The sequence below is a fragment of the Kitasatospora sp. NPDC029367 genome (assembly GCF_055569135.1).
This window is the reverse complement of the sequence record NZ_JBVHYH010000001.1, coordinates 103,336-119,573: the sequence shown is the minus strand read 5'-3', so window position 1 is coordinate 119,573 and position 16,238 is coordinate 103,336. Positions and strand designations below refer to the sequence as shown.

Annotated in this window: 15 protein-coding genes; 8 read left to right on the top strand and 7 right to left on the bottom strand. The window is 73.2% G+C overall.

The window, feature by feature from the left end; translation table 11 throughout:
* Window positions 1-67: 67 nt before the first annotated feature.
* Window positions 68-763, bottom strand: coding sequence for a response regulator (locus ACZ4W5_RS00560; protein WP_465651752.1), 696 nt, complete (start codon window positions 761-763; stop codon window positions 68-70).
* 281 nt (window positions 764-1,044) lie between these two features.
* Here ACZ4W5_RS00560 and ACZ4W5_RS00555 point away from each other — a divergent pair, with 281 nt between their 5' ends.
* Window positions 1,045-3,150, top strand: coding sequence for an ATP-binding protein (locus tag ACZ4W5_RS00555; RefSeq protein ID WP_465651750.1), 2,106 nt, complete (start codon window positions 1,045-1,047; stop codon window positions 3,148-3,150).
* 168 nt (window positions 3,151-3,318) lie between these two features.
* On the opposite strand, the gene ACZ4W5_RS00550 is transcribed toward ACZ4W5_RS00555, so the two are convergent.
* The 4 genes from ACZ4W5_RS00550 to ACZ4W5_RS00535 all read right to left on the bottom strand — a co-directional run bounded on the left by ACZ4W5_RS00550 (window position 3,319) and on the right by ACZ4W5_RS00535 (window position 5,185).
* The gene (locus ACZ4W5_RS00550; protein ID WP_465651749.1) at window positions 3,319-3,522 is read right to left on the bottom strand and encodes a hypothetical protein; all 204 of its coding nucleotides are present in this window, start codon (window positions 3,520-3,522) and stop codon (window positions 3,319-3,321) included.
* 42 nt (window positions 3,523-3,564) lie between these two features.
* Complete coding sequence (locus tag ACZ4W5_RS00545; RefSeq protein WP_465651747.1) at window positions 3,565-4,248, bottom strand: hypothetical protein; 684 nt, start codon at window positions 4,246-4,248, stop codon at window positions 3,565-3,567.
* A gap of 74 nt (window positions 4,249-4,322) precedes the next feature.
* Window positions 4,323-4,733 (bottom strand): pirin family protein, encoded by a 411-nt coding sequence (locus tag ACZ4W5_RS00540; RefSeq protein WP_465651745.1) that lies wholly within the window; start codon window positions 4,731-4,733, stop codon window positions 4,323-4,325.
* Window positions 4,730-5,185, bottom strand: a complete 456-nt coding sequence (locus ACZ4W5_RS00535; protein WP_465651743.1) for a hypothetical protein — start codon at window positions 5,183-5,185, stop codon at window positions 4,730-4,732. The genes ACZ4W5_RS00540 and ACZ4W5_RS00535 overlap by 4 nt, the downstream gene beginning before the upstream one ends.
* 380 nt (window positions 5,186-5,565) lie before the next feature.
* Between ACZ4W5_RS00535 and ACZ4W5_RS00530 the strand changes: the two genes are divergently transcribed.
* From ACZ4W5_RS00530 to fahA, 5 genes are all read left to right on the top strand, one after another.
* Window positions 5,566-6,978: a phosphoribosyltransferase family protein gene (locus tag ACZ4W5_RS00530; protein ID WP_465651741.1), complete on the top strand. Its 1,413-nt coding sequence runs from the start codon at window positions 5,566-5,568 to the stop codon at window positions 6,976-6,978.
* A gap of 284 nt (window positions 6,979-7,262) precedes the next feature.
* Window positions 7,263-8,477 carry a 4-hydroxyphenylpyruvate dioxygenase gene (gene hppD / locus ACZ4W5_RS00525; RefSeq protein WP_465651739.1) on the top strand — a complete coding sequence of 405 codons (1,215 nt, stop codon included), beginning with the start codon at window positions 7,263-7,265 and terminating at the stop codon, window positions 8,475-8,477.
* A gap of 66 nt (window positions 8,478-8,543) precedes the next feature.
* Window positions 8,544-9,746 carry a cupin domain-containing protein gene (locus ACZ4W5_RS00520; protein WP_465651737.1) on the top strand — a complete coding sequence of 401 codons (1,203 nt, stop codon included), beginning with the start codon at window positions 8,544-8,546 and terminating at the stop codon, window positions 9,744-9,746.
* The gene (locus ACZ4W5_RS00515; RefSeq protein ID WP_465651736.1) at window positions 9,743-10,597 is read left to right on the top strand and encodes a hypothetical protein; all 855 of its coding nucleotides are present in this window, start codon (window positions 9,743-9,745) and stop codon (window positions 10,595-10,597) included. The genes ACZ4W5_RS00520 and ACZ4W5_RS00515 overlap by 4 nt, the downstream gene beginning before the upstream one ends.
* Window positions 10,594-11,814, top strand: a complete 1,221-nt coding sequence (fahA, locus tag ACZ4W5_RS00510) for a fumarylacetoacetase (protein WP_465651734.1) — start codon at window positions 10,594-10,596, stop codon at window positions 11,812-11,814. The genes ACZ4W5_RS00515 and fahA overlap by 4 nt, the downstream gene beginning before the upstream one ends.
* Before the next feature lie 118 nt (window positions 11,815-11,932).
* Here the strand turns inward: fahA and ACZ4W5_RS00505 are convergent, their stop codons facing one another.
* Window positions 11,933-12,706, bottom strand: a complete 774-nt coding sequence (locus ACZ4W5_RS00505) for an SDR family oxidoreductase (protein WP_465651732.1) — start codon at window positions 12,704-12,706, stop codon at window positions 11,933-11,935.
* Between the two features lie 96 nt (window positions 12,707-12,802).
* Here ACZ4W5_RS00505 and ACZ4W5_RS00500 point away from each other — a divergent pair, with 96 nt between their 5' ends.
* Window positions 12,803-13,447, top strand: coding sequence for a TetR/AcrR family transcriptional regulator (locus ACZ4W5_RS00500; protein WP_465651730.1), 645 nt, complete (start codon window positions 12,803-12,805; stop codon window positions 13,445-13,447).
* 192 nt (window positions 13,448-13,639) lie between these two features.
* Complete coding sequence (locus ACZ4W5_RS00495; protein ID WP_465651728.1) at window positions 13,640-14,737, top strand: enoyl-CoA hydratase/isomerase family protein; 1,098 nt, start codon at window positions 13,640-13,642, stop codon at window positions 14,735-14,737.
* 78 nt (window positions 14,738-14,815) lie between these two features.
* Here the strand turns inward: ACZ4W5_RS00495 and ACZ4W5_RS00490 are convergent, their stop codons facing one another.
* On the bottom strand, window positions 14,816-16,024 hold the full coding sequence (locus ACZ4W5_RS00490; RefSeq protein ID WP_465651726.1) for an IS110 family RNA-guided transposase: 1,209 nt from the start codon (window positions 16,022-16,024) through the stop codon (window positions 14,816-14,818).
* Between the last annotated feature and the right edge of the window lie 214 nt (window positions 16,025-16,238).

Sequence of the window (16,238 nt, the reverse complement as noted above, 5' to 3'; positions counted from 1 at the left end):
ACCCCCGGACATCTCCGGCATCTCCGGAGCCCCCGGCCCCTGGACCTCCCCGGTCGGGGCGGCGGGTTCAGCCGTCGCCGAGGCCCATGTCGCGGGCCCGGGCGACCGCCTCCGCGCGGGTGGCGACGTGCAGCTTCTCGAAGATGTGGGTGACGTGGTTGCGGACGGTCTTCTCCGCGACCACCAGCTCCCGGGCGATCCGCCGGTTGTCGTGGCCGCGCGCGACCAGGTCCAGCACCTCGGCCTCGCGCGCGGTGAGGTCGGGGAAGAGCTGCCCGGCCTCGCGCATCTTCGCCCCGGCCAGCAGGGCGGTGATCCGCCCGGCGACCTCCCCGCCGAACACCGCGCCGCCCGCGGCGACCGTCCGGACGGCGTGCAGCACCTCCTCGCGCCCCGCGCCCTTGACCAGGTAGCCGCGGGCGCCCGCCTGGAGCGCGGCGAGCAGGTTGCCGTCGTCGTCCGACATGGTCAGCATCAGCACCGGCGGGGACTGGTCCTGGGTGGCGAGCCGGCGGACGGCCTCCAGCCCGGAGCCGTCGGGCAGGGAGAGGTCCATGATCACCACGTTCGGGCTGTGCCGGGCGACCGCTTCCGGGACGTCGGCGACCCGCTCGGCCTCGGCCACCACGGTGACGCCCTCGGCGCTCTCCAGCGCCGCCTTGAGCCCCTCGCGGAAGAGGGGGTGGTCATCGACGATCAGTACCCGAACGGGCTTGGCCCCGCCCGCCGGGCCGGAGGGTGCGACCAGCTGGTGTTCATCCACCCGGCCGACACTAGCAGCGGCGATCACGTGACTCTCCGTGGCATGCCCGGAGGTCGTCCGCACGGCGGCGGTGGCGCCCGCCGCCGTCCCGCCCGGGGCCCACCGCCGTCCCGCCCGGAATGCGTGACCGCTGCCTCAGGCGACCGGGACACCGGGCCGACCAGACTGGGAGCGAACGCCCTGGGACCGAACGCCCTGGGACCGAACGCTCTGGGGACAAGGCGCCGGCGGACCACGTCGCGGCCGGCGGAACACCCGCTGTCGAGAACCGAGGTGGTGCCATGATCACGGTCTCCGATCCCCCGCGCCGCACCCGGGCCGAGCGGCAACTGACCGCCGCCGCGGTCGTCACCGCACTCTGCTTCGTCTCCGCGACGGTGTGGATCTGCTACGTGCTCGTCCACCTCGGCGAACCGGGTGTCTCCCACCCCCGCGACGAACTCGCCATCCTGGTCTACGCCCTGCCGACCGCCGGAGCGGGCATGCTGCTCCACGCGCACCGCCCGGGCAGTCCGCTCGGCTGGGTGATGCTCGTCTACGCGCTCACCAACATCCTTCCCCGGGTGGCGGCCGCGCCGCTGTGGGTCGAGGTCCGCGACCCTGGCATCGCCGGCGCCGTGCTGGCCTTCGACACACTGCTCAGCGCGGTGAGGACGACGCTCATCTACGCGCTGCCGCTCTGGCTGCCGAGCGGACGGCTGACGACGCGGCGATGGTGGTGGTTCATCGGGGCCGTCGGCGTGTGGGTGACCGCCGAGGTGGCCCAGGGCCTCGCCTACCCGACGACGTACGGGCGGACCAATCCGCTGGCCGACAGCCCGCCGGCGCACCTCGCCGTGACCGTGGTCGACGGACTGGGCGGCCACGACCTGCTGATCAGCGAGTGCGTGCTCGGGTTCGTCACGCTGGTCCTGCTGTCCCGGCTGCTGCGGCCGGCGGCCGTCCCGGGGCGCGACGCGGCCGAGACCCGTCGGCACCGGCTGCGGGTGGCGGGCATGCTCGGGGCGTACGTGCTCTGGGTCGCGCTGCAGGACTTCTACATGCGCAACCGCGCCGACCACTACTGGCTCAGCTACTGGCTGTTCACCGCGGCGGGGGCGGTCTGGGCCGTGGCGATCGGCTTCCTGGTGATCCGGGACCACGGCTGGCGGCTCGACCGGGCGGCCCGCAGCGTCCTGATCGGGCTGTTGCTGGGCACCGGCGTCACCGGACTGTTCGTGGTGGCCGCCGCCGTGCTGTCCAACTCGCTGCTACCGGGGCGCGGTGGAGCCGCCCTGCTGCTGATCGCCCTGGTGTACGCGCTCGGCGCCACCCTGCCGAAGGCGGCGCGACGGGCCGTCGCCGTGGTGGACCGGCTGTACTACGGCGAACGCGCGCAGCCGTACCAGGTGCTGCGCACGCTCGCGGGGCGGGTGCGGCAGGTCGTCGACCCGGAGCAGTTGCCGGCGGCGCTGTGCGCGACCGTCGCCGAGGAACTCAAGCTGCCCGGCGTCACCCTGGCCGTCACCACCCGGGCCGGACGGCGCACGCTGGCCACCGCCGGGCGGCTGAACGGCCGCAGCCAGGGCTTCGCGCTCGTCCACAACGGGCTGCCGATCGGCGAGTTGACCGTCGGGCTGCGGACCGGCGAGGAGCGGCTGGCGGCGACCGACGTGGACATCCTGCGTTCGCTCGCCGACCAGGCCTCGCCCGCCGTCGCCTCCCTGCAGCTCCAGGAGGACCTGCTGGCCAGCCGGGAGCAGATCATCGCCGCCCGGGAGGAGGAACGACGGTGGCTGCGGCGGGACATCCACGACGGGCTCGGGCCGGCCCTGGCCGGCCTGCGGCTGCGGGTGGACAACGCGGCCTCGACGGCGGCGGACGGCGGGCTCGCGGATCCGCTGCGCACCGTCTCCGAGGGCCTGGGGATGGCGATCCAGGAGGTCCGCCGGATCACCGACCGGCTCGGGCCGGCGCCGCTGGGCGAACTCGGACTGGCCCGGGCGGTCCGGCAGCTGGCGGACAACTTCATCGGGGCGGGGCTGGCCGTGACGGTGGAGGTCTCGCCGGAACCGCTGCCGGAGCTGGCGGCGGCGGTGGAGGTCGCGGCCTACCGGATCACCGCGGAAGCGCTCAACAACGTGCTGCGGCACGCCCGGGCCCGGACCGCGCGGGTGACGCTCCGGGTGGACGACGAGGCGCTGACCCTGACCGTGCAGGACGACGGGGTCGGGTACCAGCGGGAGGCGGGGACCACCGAGGAACCGCCGGGCGGCGGGGTCGGCCTTCGGTCGATGGCCGACCGGGCGGCGGAGATCGGTGGCTGCTGCACCGTCGGACCGCTGCCCGAGCAGCACGGCACACAGGTGCTGGCGGTGCTGCCGCGCTCGGCGGCGGCCAACCGGTAGCGGGCCCGGCGGTGGCCGGGGGGGCGGGCGAGCGGGTGACAGCTGACAACTGACAACTGACAACCGACGGCTGACAACTAACAGCTGACAGATTTCAAAATCTGTCAGCTGTTAGTTGTTCGTTGTCGGCTGTCAGCTGTCGGTCGGAGGGGGTGGCGGCGCGGCGGGCTACTGGCCGGGCCCGCACCCGAACGGGCAGTCCTTGGGCGTGACCGTGCCGGGCTTCGACTCGGAACGCCCGGTCGACTCCGGGACGGGTCCGAAACAGGCCTTGCGCAGTGCCAGGGCTGCCGCGATCACGCCCGCCAGCGCTCCGGCCGTACAGATCACCCTGGTCGCAGTCGTCGAGGCAATCGCAGTGTTCGTGGACATGAGGTGGTACTCCTGGTTCTTCCGAGCGGCCGATCCGATCGATCAATCGCTCTGCCCACCACTGTGCGGACGGGACTGCCCCGTTTGCATGGGTTCGAGGTCCTGTTCAGGTCCCAGAACCGCGCCGACCCGGCCGCGCACGGCGGTCACCGGCCCGCCCGCACCGGCTCGCAGGACGTACCGCTCACCGGCCCGGAGGTAGACCAAGTCACCTGGGAACAGCGGTACTTCGCGGTCGGCGAGACCGAGGCGGGCGTCGGCGCCGGAGAGCAGCACCAGGAACGTGTCCACCGCGGTCACGGCATACGGCCCGTGCTGCCCACCGGGGGTGAGGAGCACGGTGTCGACGGCAATCCGCCGGGCGGACCGGACCGGACCGAGGAGTCGCGAACCGGCGCGCTGGGTGGGGATGTGGGCGACGGACAGGACGGGCCGGACGGTGAGCACGGCGGTCGGTGCGCCGCGCACGGCGGTGAGCCGGTGACTGCTCCCGGGCGGGTGGTGCAGCGCCTCACCCGGGGACAGGATCCGGCCGCCCGCGGACAGCCGTCCGGCCAGCACCACGGTGACCGACTCGACCGATTCGCAAGGGAGTTGCTCGACCCGAACGCCGGGCGGCAGGGTCTCGACGGTCAGCGCGGCACGGACGGACGGGCGGCGCTCGGGGTCGATCAGCCGCTGGTAGACGGGCGCGGTGCGCGGGACGGCAGCGGGGACGAGGATCACAGGTGGCTCCCGGAGAACGGTGAAGGGCGGGGCTAGCGGCGGTCAGGGCCGGTGGAGGTCAGAGCTGGTAGAGGTCAGGGCCGGTCGCAGTGTTCGGCGCGGCGGCGGGCGCGTGAGGCCCGGGTGCCGGCGCGGTGGCGGGGCACGGCCAGGGTGAGGCAGAGCAGTTCCGCACCGAGCGGGCCGCCCTCGATCCACAGGGTGCGGCCCTTGCGGGCCAGCAGTAGGTCGCCGTCCGAGGCCAAGTGGTCCGGCTGGTCGGCGAGTTGTCCGATGACGGCGGCGCCGCGCAGTACGTGCAGCACGGTCTCGGCATCGGGCCAACCGGGCAGGACGTGGTGGGCGCCCGGGCTCAGCCGCAGGTGGTCGAAGGCCTCGCACGCGCTGGTGAGCATGGCGCGACGGGCCAGCGAACGGATCCGGACCCGCTCCCCGTTCGGGCCGAGCAGGACCGTGGCGGAGCCGGTGTCGGTGGTGACGATCACTTCTGGTCACCTTCTTCGGGTTCTTCGGGTTCGTCGGGTTCTTCGCTGGAGGCTTCGGCTTCTCCGGCGGCCGGTTCGGTGGACGGTTCGGCGGACGGTTCGCCGGACGGGGGAACGGCCAGGACGGCGTGGAAGTACTCCAGCCCGGCCGTTCCGGCGGTCAGGACGGTCCGCGCGCCGAGCGGGAGCACGACGGCGGTGCCCTCGACCAGCGGCAGGCCGGTGTCGGCGCGCTCGGGGTGGTCGGGGTGCACGACGTCCTCCGGCAGGGTGGCGAGGCCGGAGCCCCCAGTGACGTACAGCGCGTGCTCGACGCCCTCGGCGGTCACCTCGGCGCTCCGTCCCGGTTCGAGCCACTGCAGGCCGACGGCGCGAAGCGGTCCCGCGAGCAGGCATCCGGGGTCGACGGCGGAGCCGCGGCGGCGCAGGTCGGTGATGACGGTGCCCGGCATGTCGGACGCTCCTTCGGTGCTGGGCGGGCTTTGCGGACCGCCTCTGCGCACCACGTTCCGCCGCCCGCCGTCCCGGTCGCACGGGGGTGTCGTCCCGCACCGCTCCCGGCCGCGCGGCCGTACCGTCCCGGGCCCGGACGCGCGTAGTCCCGGGCGGCACCCGTCGCGGTCCCGGGCCCGCGGCCACCCAGGTCCTGCCCCGGCCCTGCTCTGGTCCCGCCCCTGCCCCACCGGGCCCTGCCAAGCCCCCCGTACGGGCCCCCGCCAAGCCCTCAGCAGGCAGCCGCCGGACGGCCACCACCCTGCCCGGAGAGACGCCCGGAGCAAGGCCCGGGACCGGTGCACCGGACCGGCGTACGGTGGAACTCGGAGGCCGTGGAATGCACGTCACCGGAACCCACTTCACCGACCGCACCGAGGCGGGCCGCCGCCTGGCCGACCGGCTCGGCCACCTCGCCGGCCCCGGCACCGTGGTGGTCGCCCTGCCCCGCGGCGGCGTACCAGTGGCGGCCGAGGTGGCGGCGGCGCTCGGTGCGCCGCTGGACATCTGCGTGATCCGCAAGCTGGGCGTGCCGCACCAGCCCGAGCTGGGCATGGGGGCGATCGGCGAGGACGGCGTCCGGGTGCTGAACGAGCAGGTCATCCGGCTCGCCGGGGTGGATGACGGGCAGCTGGCCCAGGTGGAGCGGCGCGAGCGCGCCGAGTTGGAGCGCCGGGCCGTGCGCTACCGGGCCGACCGCCCGGCGGCCGACCTGCGCGGGCGCACGGTGGTCGTGGTGGACGACGGCGTCGCCACCGGCTCGACCGCCCGAGCCGCCTGCCGGATCGTCCGGGCGCGCGGGGCGGCGCGGGTGGTGCTGGCCGTCCCGGTGGCGCCGCGGGACTGGACGGAGCGGCTGTCCGAGGTCGCCGACGAACTGGTCTGCGTCGACACGCCGTCGCCGTTCTTCGCGATCGGCGAGTTCTACGCCGACTTCACGCAGACCGGCGACGAGGAGGTGCTGCGGCTGCTGGCCGAGGCCAGGAGCGAGCGGCCCGCCGGGGAGCCGGCCGACGGGGAACCGGCCGACGGGGAGCCACCCAGCGCGAAGCCGTCCGGCAGGCAGCCCCCCGCCGGGGAGGCGCCCGGGATCGACCGCGAGCTGCCTCTGGCCGTCGCCGGGGTCCGGCTGACCGGCCGGCTGACCGTGCCCGCCGGGGCGCGCGCCGCGGTGGTCTTCGCGCACGGCAGCGGCAGCGGCCGGCGCAGTCCGCGCAACCGGCACGTCGCCCGCCACCTGAACCGCCGCGGGCTGGGCACCCTGCTGTTCGACCTGCTCACCGAGGCCGAGGAGCCGGACCGGCGCAAGGTGTTCGACGTCGCCCTGCTCGGTTCGCGGCTGACCGCCGTGACCGAGGAGCTGGGGCGCACCGAAGGGGCCCGGGGGCTGCCGCTGGGGCTGTTCGGCGCCAGCACCGGCGCGGCCGCCGCGCTGTACACGGCCGCCGAACTGGGCCCCGCGGTACGCGCCGTGGTCTCCCGGGGCGGGCGGCCGGACCTCGCCGGGCCGGACGTGCTGGCCCGGGTGGACGCCCCTACGCTGCTCGTGGTCGGCGCGCTGGACACCACCGTGCTGGACCTCAACCGGCGGGCCCTGGCCCGGCTGGGCGGCGTGGGCGAGCTGGTGGTGGTGCCGCGCGCGAGCCATCTGTTCGAGGAGCCGGGCACCCTCGACCAGGCCGCTGAGCTGGCCGGGGACTGGTTCCTTCGCCACCTCCCGCCCGCCGACGGGCCCGGCCCCGAGGGCCGGTAGGTGCGGCTGCACAGAATTCCGCTGCACAGAATTCCGGCGATGACCGCCCGGAGACAGCACATTTTGCGCAGCCCGAGCCGGGATTTCCTGGCCAGCTTGTACACATTGAGCAGTGAAAAACCGATCTGTTGCCCAACCCCCAGGACAGGAGCAAGCTCTCCGCAACCGCACCGCCCACCTGTCGCCGTGCGGCCGCGATCCACGCGATCCGACCCGGCGGGCCGCAAGGCCCCCGAACACCCCCGGAAGCCTCAACGCCGAGGCCCTGACTGGAGGAACGAGCGATGACCCCGCAGTCCCACGCCCTTGAGCTGACCCCCGAGGAGCGCGAGGCCGGCCTCGACGCCGACCAGCTGCGCCGCCTCGTCGGCCTCGTCGAGCACGACCAGGCCTCCGACCCGTTCCCGGTCACCGCCCAGGACGCGGTCGTCTTCGTGGTCGGCAACGCCACCCAGACGGCCCAGTTCTACCAGGTCGTGTTCGGCATGGAGCTGGTCGCCTACTCCGGCCCGGAGACCGGCCGCCGCGACCGCAAGGCCTACGTGCTGCGCTCCGGCTCCTGCCGCTTCGTGATCAAGGGCGGCGTCCAGCCGGACAGCGCACTGCTGGACCACCACCGCCGGCACGGCGACGGCGTGGTCGACCTCGCCCTGGAGGTCCCGGACGTCGACAAGTGCATCGAGCACGCCCGGGCCAGCGGCGCCACCATCCTGGAGGAGCCGAACGACGTCTCGGACGAGAACGGCACCGTGCGCCGCGCGGCCATCGCCACCTACGGCGAGACCCGCCACACCCTGATCGACCGCTCCCGCTACCAGGGCCCGTACCTGCCGGGCTACGTCGTGGCGCAGAGCACCGTCACCCGCCCGGAGGGCACGCCCAAGCGCCTGTTCCAGGCCCTCGACCACGCCGTCGGCAACGTCGAGCTGGGCCGGATGGACGAGTGGGTCCAGTTCTACAACCGGGTCATGGGCTTCGTGAACATGGCCGAGTTCGTCGGCGACGACATCGCCACCGAGTACTCCGCCCTGATGTCCAAGGTCGTCGCCAGCGGCAACCACCGGGTGAAGTTCCCGCTCAACGAGCCGGCCATCGCCAAGAAGAAGTCCCAGATCGACGAGTACCTGGAGTTCTACACCGGCCCCGGCTGCCAGCACATGGCGCTCGCCACCAACGACATCCTCACCACCGTCGACGTGCTGCGCTCGCGCGGCGTCGAGTTCCTCAACACCCCGGACGCCTACTACGACGACCCGGAGCTGCGGGAGCGGATCGGCAAGGTGCGGGTCCCGATCGAGGAGCTGAAGAAGCGCGGCATCCTGGTCGACCGCGACGAGGACGGCTACCTGCTGCAGATCTTCACCAAGCCGATCGGCGACCGCCCGACCGTCTTCTACGAGTTCATCGAGCGGCACGGCTCGCTGGGCTTCGGCAAGGGCAACTTCAAGGCGCTGTTCGAGTCCATCGAGCGCGAGCAGGACCGTCGCGGCAACCTGTGAGCGTCGGCCTACCCTGATTGACGGCGGCCCTGACGGACGTTCGAGGCGTCGAGGAGGAGCACGGAGATGGCGTACTACCGGCAGCTGGGCAACATCCCGCCCAAGCGGCACACCCAGCACCGCACACCCGAAGGCGGGCTGTACTACGAGGAGTTGATGGGCGAGGAGGGATTCTCCTCCGACTCCTCGCTGCTCTACCACCGGGGCATCCCCTCGGCGGTGGTCAACGCGGTGCCGTGGGAGCTGCCCGACCAGTCCACGGTGCCCAACCATCCCCTGCTCCCCCGCCACCTCAAGCTGCACGAGCTCTTCGCGGACCAGGAGTGGAAGTCCGCGGACGTGGTCGGCAGCCGCCGGCTCGTCCTCGGCAACGGCGACGTGCGGATCTCGTACGTCGCCGCCGGGGCCCCGAGTGAGCTGTACCGCAACGGACTCGGCGACGAGTGCGTGTACGTGGAGTCCGGCGCGGGCACGGTCGAGACGGTCTTCGGCTCGATCGAGGTCGGCCAGGGCGACTACGTGATCATCCCGCGCGCCACCACCCACCGCTGGGTGCCGACCGGGGACGAACCGCTGCGCGCCTACTGCATCGAGGCCAACAGCCACATCACCCCGGTCAAGCGCTACCTCTCCAAGTACGGGCAGCTGCTGGAGCACGCACCGTACTGCGAGCGGGACTTCCGCGGACCGGTCGGGCCGCTGGTGGTCGACGCCGACGGCGACGTCGACGTGCTGGTCAAGCACCGCGGCCCGACCGGGGTCTCGGGCACCCGCTACACCGTGCCGCACCACCCCTTCGACGTGGTCGGCTGGGACGGCTGCCTGTACCCGTACGCCTTCAACATCCGGGACTTCGAGCCGATCACCGGGCGGATCCACCAACCGCCGCCGGCCCACCAGGTGTTCGAGGGCAACAACTTCGTGATCTGCAACTTCGTTCCCCGCAAGGTGGACTACCACCCGCTGTCGATCCCGGTGCCGTACTACCACGCCAACGTGGACAGCGACGAGGTGATGTTCTACTGCGGCGGCGACTACGCGGCCCGCAAGGGCTCCGGCATCGCCCAGGGCTCGATCTCGCTGCACCCGGGCGGGCACACCCACGGGCCGCAGCCGGGCGCCTACGAGCGCAGCATCGGCGTGGAGTTCTTCGACGAACTGGCCGTCATGGTGGACACCTTCCGCCCGCTGGAGCTCGGCGAGGGCGGGCGGGCCGCCGAGGACCCCAACTACGCCTGGACCTGGGCGGGTCGGGGGCCCGCGCGATGAGCACCGACGGCTCGCCGGTCCCGGAGCTGTTCCGCGGGCTCTTCGACGACGCGGCGGTGTTCCCCCCGGGGAACCTGCCGGTCGCCGAGGCGGTGCCCGCGCACCGCGTCCACCGCACGGCCTGGTACGCCGACGCGGTCGGCCCGTTCCTGTGCGGGGCGGGCCGGTTGGGCGAACTGGCCGCGGCGGTGGCGGGCACCGGGCCGCTCAGGGTCGGGCTCGTGCTGCCGGGGGGCAGCAGCGAGCTCGGACCGGCGCTCACCGCCGCCGCACCGTTCGAGCTCGCGGGCGTCGAGCTCGCCACCCGGGACGTGCAGGAGGCCGTGGCCGAACTGGACCGGCTGCTGCCGCCGGACGTGCCGGCCGCCGTCGAAATGCCGCGCGAACTCCTGCGCGGGGACGGCCTGGACGAGACCCTGGACGCCCTGGTCGACAGCGCCTACCGGGCCAAGTTCCGCACCGGCGGGGTGGTGGCGGAGGCGTTCCCGGACGAGGACGAACTGGCCGCCTTCCTCACCGGCTGCGCCCGCCGCGGCCTGCCGTACAAGTGCACGGCCGGACTGCACAACGCCGTCCGGCACACCGACCCGGTGACCGGCTTCGAGCACCACGGCTTCCTCAACGTGCTGCTGGCCGCCCAGGAGACGGACCGCGCGGCAGCGGCCGAGGTACTGGCCGAACGCGACGGCGAGGTACTGGCCAAGGCCGTCCGCGCCCTGACCGGGCACCAGGTTACGGTGATCCGCAACTCGTTCACCGCGTTCGGCACCTGCAGCGTCGCCGAACCCCTGGACGACCTGGCCGCGCTCGGCCTGCTGTCGCCCAGTCCACTCCTCCAGGAGGACCGTTGAGCACCCCCCGCAGCTGGCTGACCAGCGCCCAGGACTCGCCGTTCGGCGTGCACAACCTGCCGTACGGCGTCTTCACCGCGGCCGACCGGCCCGGGCGGCGCCGGATCGGCGTGCGCGTCGGGGACTTCGTGCTGGACGCCGGGGCGGCCGCCCGCGCGGCCGGGGCGCCGTCCGTCCTGCTGGACGCGGACTCGCTCAACCCGCTGATGGCGGCCGGGCGTTCGGTCTGGACGCAGGTGCGCGCCGACCTCACCACCTGGCTGACCGACGAGTCCTTCCGGGAGGCGCTGTCGCCGGCGCTGCTGCCGGCCGACGAGGTCGAACTGCACCTGCCGTTCGAGGTCGCGGACTACGTCGACTTCTACGCCTCCGAGCACCACGCCACCAACCTGGGCCGGATCTTCCGCCCGGGCTCGGAGCCTTTGACGCCCAACTGGAAGCACCTGCCCATCGGTTACCACGGGCGGGCGGGCACGGTCGTGGTCTCCGGCACCCCGGTGGTGCGTCCGCACGGGCAGCGCAAGGCGCCGGCCGACGCCGCGCCCAGCTTCGGGCCGACCCGGCGGCTGGACATCGAGGCCGAGGTCGGCTTCGTCGTCGGCACGCCGTCCGAGCTGGGCCGGCCGGTCGTGCTGAACGACTTCCGCGAGCACGTCTTCGGCGTCTGCCTGCTCAACGACTGGTCGGCGCGCGACATCCAGGCCTGGGAGTACGTGCCGCTCGGCCCCTTCCTGGGCAAGTCCTTCGCGACCTCGGTCTCGCCGTGGATCGTGCCGCTGGACGCGCTCCAGCACGCCCGGGTCACGCCGCCGGAGCGCGACGTCGAGCCGCTGGCGTACCTGGACGACCGCGGTGGCGAGCCGTGGGGCCTGGACCTGGCCATGGAGGTCCGGCTGAACGGGCACCTGGTGTCGCGGCCGCCGTTCGCCTCCATGTACTGGACGGCGCAGCAGCAGCTGACCCACATGACCGTCAACGGCGCCTCGCTGCGCACCGGCGACCTGTTCGCCTCGGGGACGGTCAGCGGGCCGGAGCCAGACACCCGCGGCGCGCTGATCGAGCTGACCTGGAACGGCGAGGAGCCGCTCAAGCTGCCGGACGGCACCACCCGGACCTTCCTGGAGGACGGCGACGAGGTCGTCATCACGGCGACGGCCCCGGGGCCGGACGGCGTGGTGGTCGGCTTCGGCGAGGTCTCGGGGCGGGTGCGGGGCTGACAGATAACAAATAACAGACGACGGATAACAGCTGACAGATTTCATCATCTGAAATCTGTCAGCTGTTCGTCGTTCGCCGTCCGTCCCTCTCCGTCTGCCCCTCCCCGCTCCGCGCCGCCTACAGCCCGGCGCCGCCCGTGGCGTCGATGACCCGCCCGGTGACCCAGCGCGCATCGTCCGAGGCAAGGAAGGCGACGATGTCCGCGATGTCCTCCGGCTGCCCGACCCGGCCGAGCGCGGCGAGCGAGGCCGCGTGCGCCTGCGCCTCCGGGTTTCCGCGCAGCCAGCCCGCGTTGACGTCGGTGTCCACCACGCCGGGCGCGACCGAGTTCGCCGTGATCCCGCGCGGGCCCAGCTGCTTGGCCAGGTTGAGCGTGAAGGTGTCGAGCGCGCCCTTGGTCGCGCCGTAGGCGATGATCTCCGGCATCGCGAGCCGGGCGGCCCCGCTGGAGATGTTGATGATCCGGCCGCCGTCCCGCATCCGCTCCAGCCCGTGCCGCACCACGAAGAACGGCGCCCGGACGTTCACCGCGAACACCTCGTCGAAACCCTCCTCGGTCAGTGCCGCGAGGTCCGAACTGCGCCCGATCCCGGCGTTGTTCACGATGATGTCGACCCCGCCGCCGGGCGCATGCGCCCCGATCTCCGCGTCGAAGGCCGCCCAGAGCGCGGCCGCGCCCCCGTGCCGCCCGAGTTCGGCGCGCAGCGCGAAGGCCCGCCCGCCGTCGGCCCGGATCCCGTCGACCACCTCCCGCACCGCCGTCTCATCCCGGGCGTAACCGACCGCGACGACGGCACCGTCGCGTCCGAGCCGGCGGGCGATCGCCCGACCGATCCCCCTGCTGCCGCCGGTGACCAGTGCCACCTTGCCCTCGAGTCCGTACGTACCCATGACCGAGCCCCTCCTGCTACGTCGACACTTCTTGAGCGATCGCTCAAGAAAGAACCTAGCACACACTTCTTGAGCGACTGCTCTAAAATCCGATCCATGACCGAGGCAGCGACACCCGACAGCGCGCCGGCGGCCGGCCCGGCCCCCCGCCCCCGACGCGGACGGCCGCCCGCCTTCGACCGGGAGGAGGCCCTGTCCGCCGCGACCCGGCTGTTCTGGGAACGCGGCTACGAGGCCACCTCCGTCACCGACCTGACCGCCGCCATGGGCATCCGCCCCGGCAGCCTCTACGCCGCATTCGGCGACAAGCGCTCGCTCTTCGAGGAGGTCGTCCGCCGGTACGGCCAATCCCCGGTCGGCGCGTTCGTCGGCGTCGCGCTGGCCGAGGAGACCGGCGCCCGGGCCGCCTTCGCCCGGATCCTGCGCGAGGCCGCCGCGATCTACCCGGACCCGTCCCACCCGGCCGGCTGCCTGGTGATCAGCGCCGCCACCAACGTCACCCCACAGGACGCCGGGGTCCAGGCCCTCCTACGCGACCTGCGCAACCGGAACCGGCAGGTCTTCGAGGACCGGCTGCTCGCCGCCCGGCAGGACGGCGAACTGCCGCCCGGGGCCGACCCGAAGGCGCTGGCCGGGTACATCGCCACGGTCATCCAGGGGATGTCCCAGCAGGCCCGCGACGGCGCCACCGCCGAGGAGCTCGGCCGCATCGCCGAACTCGCCCTGCGCGCCTGGCCGTAGCCACCTGCCGTAGCCGTGCGCCACAGCCGCCTGCCCCGACCGCCCGCCACGACCGCGGCCACAACCGCCACCCCTGCCGCCCCGCTCCCGGGCCGCGGCGGGCCCGGGCGGCCTCGTGATCACAACGGCCCAACCGCCCCGGTACCGTGGACCGCGGCAGGCGAGATCACCGAGGGAACGGGAGCGGTTCCGATGAGCGCAGCGGCGGCAGAGGCGGCAGCGGTCCAGCAGGCCCAGGAGGTCCAGGCCGCCCTGGACCGCGACGGCGGCCTCGGGCGGATCGTGCTCAACCGTCCGCGAGCCCTCAACTCCCTGACCCACGGCATGATCACCACCATCCGGACGACGCTGGACGACTGGGCCGCCGACGACCGGGTGCGCACCGTCGTCCTGACCGGCGCCGGTGAGCGCGGCCTGTGCGCGGGAGCGGACCTGCGCGCGATGCACGCCGACGTCACGGCCGGCGGCGCCGGCACCCGCGCCTTCTTCCGCGACGAGTACCGGGTGAACGCGCTGATCGCCCGCTACCCGAAGCCCTTCGTCGCGGTCATGGACGGCATCACCATGGGCGGCGGCATCGGCCTGTCCGCCCACGCCGCGCTGCGGATCGTCACCGAGCGCTCCGTGATCGCGATGCCCGAGACCCGGATCGGGCTCGTCCCGGACGTCGGCGGCAGCCTCCTGCTCGCCCGCGCCCCGGGCGAGTTCGGCACCCATCTCGGGCTCACCTCGGCCTCGATCGGCCCCGCCGACGCGCTGCTGTGCGGTTTCGCGGACCACTACGTCCCGTCCTCCCGCCTGCCCGAGCTGCTCGACGCCCTCGCCGGTGGCGCCGATCCGGCCGCGACCGTCGCCGCCCACGCCGAGCCCGCGCCGACCGCCGGAACCACCGGGACCGCTGGATTGGCCGCTCAGCGGGAGTGGATCGACACCTGCTACGCGGCCGACACCGTCGAGGAGATCGTCCGGCGCCTGCTCGACTCCGGAGTGCCGGAGGCGAAGGAGGCCGCCGAGCTGCTGCTCGGGAACTCCCCCACCGCCGTCAAGGTCACCCTTGCCGCACTGCGCCACGCCCGTACGCTGCCCTCGCTGGAGGCCGCGCTCGACCAGGAGTACCGCATCTCCTGCGCCGCACTGGACCGGCCGGACCTCGCCGAGGGCATCCGTGCCCAGGTGATCGACAAGGACCGCGATCCGCAGTGGTCGCCGCGCACGCTCGCCGAGGTGACGGAGGCCGAGGTCGCGAGCTTCCTCGCCCCGCGCGAGGGCGACGAGTTGGGCCTCGCCTGAGCGGCCTGCCCTGCCAGCGCACACCTGCTCCGCGGAAGTCCTGATCCCCGGAACGCCTGGAGAATCTCAATGACCGTGTCAAGCCGTCTGCGTGACCGGCGGAGCGGAGGTGAACAGCCTGTTGTCTCGCAGCATCGCCCAAAGCACGTCGACCCGGCGGCGGGCCAGCGACAGCAGCGCCTGGGTGTGGTTCAGTCCCTCGCCGCGCTTCTTGAGGTAGTAGTCCCGCGAGGGGCCCGGGCGCATCATCGCGGACTGCGCGGACATGTAGAACAGCCAGCGCAGGCGGCGGTTGTAGCGCTTGGGCCGGTGATAGTTGCCGGTGCGGCGGCCGGAGTCGCGGGGCACCGGTGCCAGGCCGGCGTGCGAGGCGAGACGGCCGGCGTCCCGGTAGCCGGACAGGTCACCGGCGATGGCGACGAACTCGGCGCCCAGGATCGGGCCCATGCCGGGCAGCGACTCGATGATCTCGGCGCGTTCGTCGGTGCGGAAGGTGCCGCGGATCTCCCGGTCGTTGTCCTTGATCCGCTCGTCCAGGGCCAGGAGCTGGTGGGCCAGGTCGCACACCAGCTTGGCGGCCCGGGCCTCGCCGGGCAGGGCGGTGAGCTGGGACTCGGCGGCCTCCACCGCTTTGGCGGCGACCACGTCGGCGCCGCGGACCTTGCGGCGTTCCAGCCAGGTGGTCAGCCGCTTGACGCCGATCCGGCGCAGGGCGGCCGGGGTCTGGTACTCGGTCAGCATGACGACCGGGCCCTTGGCCGCGGAGTAGTCGAAGGCCCGTTCCAGAGCCGGGCAGATGCCGACCAGCAGGTCACGCATGCGGTTGATCAGCCGAACGCGGTCGGCGATCAGGTCACGCCGGTAGCCGGTCAGCAGCTGCAGCGTCGACACCAGCTCCGGCGGTGTCTCGATCGGGGCGAAGTCCCGGCGCATACGGGCCTGGTCGGCGATGACCAGGGCGTCCTTGGCGTCGGTCTTGCCCTCGCCGCGGTAGGCGCCGGTCATCCGGTTGACGGTGCGGCCGGGCACGTAGACCACCTGCTGGCCATGGCCGATCAGCAGGGCCAGCAGCAGAGCCGAGGCCCGGCCGGAGATGTCCACCGCCCACCGCACCTCATTGGCCTTCTCCCGGGCGGCGTCGATGAGTTGGAGGATCTGCGACTCGTCGTTGATCACCTTCGTCGAGAACAGCGACCGGCCCTCGGCGTCGACCGCCACCGCCCAGTGATGCCCCTTGCCGGCGTCGATGCCGACCCATATCCGCTCGTGCGGCGTGCCCACGCCCATCGCTCCGTCCCATCGTGACCAGCACCCTCATGGCCCGAGAACACTCCGCCGACAGGTCCTTAACCAGCGATGACCGCAGCTCTCAATCAGCAGTCGGAGCGTCCCGGAGAACCGGGCGGCCATTCTCCAGGAGCCATCGAGGGCAACCACGCCATCAGCCACACCCGGTCCTCCCGGACCGACCAACATTCTTAAGGAACGCCATGACCCATCC

Excerpts from the sequence above, each read along its gene's own strand:
- ACZ4W5_RS00520 (WP_465651737.1), top strand. The coding sequence starts at position 8,544 with ATGGCGTACTACCGGCAGCTGGGCAACATCCCGCCCAAGCGGCACACC.
- ACZ4W5_RS00515 (WP_465651736.1), top strand. The coding sequence starts at position 9,743 with ATGAGCACCGACGGCTCGCCGGTCCCGGAGCTGTTCCGCGGGCTCTTC.
- ACZ4W5_RS00505 (WP_465651732.1), bottom strand. The coding sequence starts at position 12,706 with ATGGGTACGTACGGACTCGAGGGCAAGGTGGCACTGGTCACCGGCGGC.
- ACZ4W5_RS00550 (WP_465651749.1), bottom strand. The coding sequence starts at position 3,522 with ATGTCCACGAACACTGCGATTGCCTCGACGACTGCGACCAGGGTGATC.
- ACZ4W5_RS00535 (WP_465651743.1), bottom strand. The coding sequence starts at position 5,185 with ATGCCGGGCACCGTCATCACCGACCTGCGCCGCCGCGGCTCCGCCGTC.
- ACZ4W5_RS00500 (WP_465651730.1), top strand. The coding sequence starts at position 12,803 with ATGACCGAGGCAGCGACACCCGACAGCGCGCCGGCGGCCGGCCCGGCC.
- ACZ4W5_RS00490 (WP_465651726.1), bottom strand. The coding sequence starts at position 16,024 with ATGGGCGTGGGCACGCCGCACGAGCGGATATGGGTCGGCATCGACGCC.
- hppD (WP_465651739.1), top strand. The coding sequence starts at position 7,263 with ATGACCCCGCAGTCCCACGCCCTTGAGCTGACCCCCGAGGAGCGCGAG.
- ACZ4W5_RS00495 (WP_465651728.1), top strand. The coding sequence starts at position 13,640 with ATGAGCGCAGCGGCGGCAGAGGCGGCAGCGGTCCAGCAGGCCCAGGAG.
- ACZ4W5_RS00530 (WP_465651741.1), top strand. The coding sequence starts at position 5,566 with ATGCACGTCACCGGAACCCACTTCACCGACCGCACCGAGGCGGGCCGC.
- ACZ4W5_RS00555 (WP_465651750.1), top strand. The coding sequence starts at position 1,045 with ATGATCACGGTCTCCGATCCCCCGCGCCGCACCCGGGCCGAGCGGCAA.